The 737-nt window shown below is 54.5% G+C and carries 1 rRNA gene; it reads right to left on the minus strand.

From position 1 onward, the window contains the following. Positions 1–737, minus strand: a 23S ribosomal RNA gene (locus FJQ58_RS00020); the annotation flags it as partial.

Consider the following 737-nt stretch of genomic DNA (forward strand, 5'->3'; position numbering starts at 1 on the left):
TTCCTCGAGGCTAGCCCTAAAGCTATTTCGGGGAGAACCAGCTATCTCCGAGTTCGATTGGAATTTCTCCGCTACCCCCACCTCATCCCCGCACTTTTCAACGTGCGTGGGTTCGGGCCTCCAGTGCGTGTTACCGCACCTTCACCCTGGACAGGGGTAGATCACACGGTTTCGGGTCTACGACCACGTACTTATTCGCCCTATTCAGACTCGCTTTCGCTACGGCTCCGTCTTCCCGACTTAACCTTGCACGTAATCGTAACTCGCCGGTTCATTCTACAAAAGGCACGCCATCACCCATTTAACGGGCTCTGACTTCTTGTAAGCGCACGGTTTCAGGTTCTTTTTCACTCCGCTTCCGCGGTGCTTTTCACCTTTCCCTCACGGTACTGCTTCACTATCGGTCACCAGGGAGTATTTAGCCTTGGCAGATGGTCCTGCCGGATTCCGACGGGGTTTCACGTGTCCCGCCGTACTCAGGATCCGTCTCGGAGGGTGNTCGTGTCCCGCCGTACTCAGGATCCGTCTCGGAGAGTGCTTGCTTTCGGTTACAGGGCTTTTACCTGCTCTGGCGGGCCTTTCCAGACCTCTTCGCCTACCAAACACTTTTGTAACTCCATGTGAGACGTCCTACAACCCCAAGGAGCAAGCTCCTTGGTTTGGGCTAATCCGCGTTCGCTCGCCGCTACTGACGGAATCACTATTGTTTTCTCTTCCTCAGGGTACTTAGATGTTTC

Origin of the sequence: Paenibacillus paridis, assembly GCF_006345825.1 — a bacterium.
GTDB classification, from domain to species: Bacteria; Bacillota; Bacilli; order Paenibacillales; family Paenibacillaceae; genus Pristimantibacillus; species Pristimantibacillus paridis.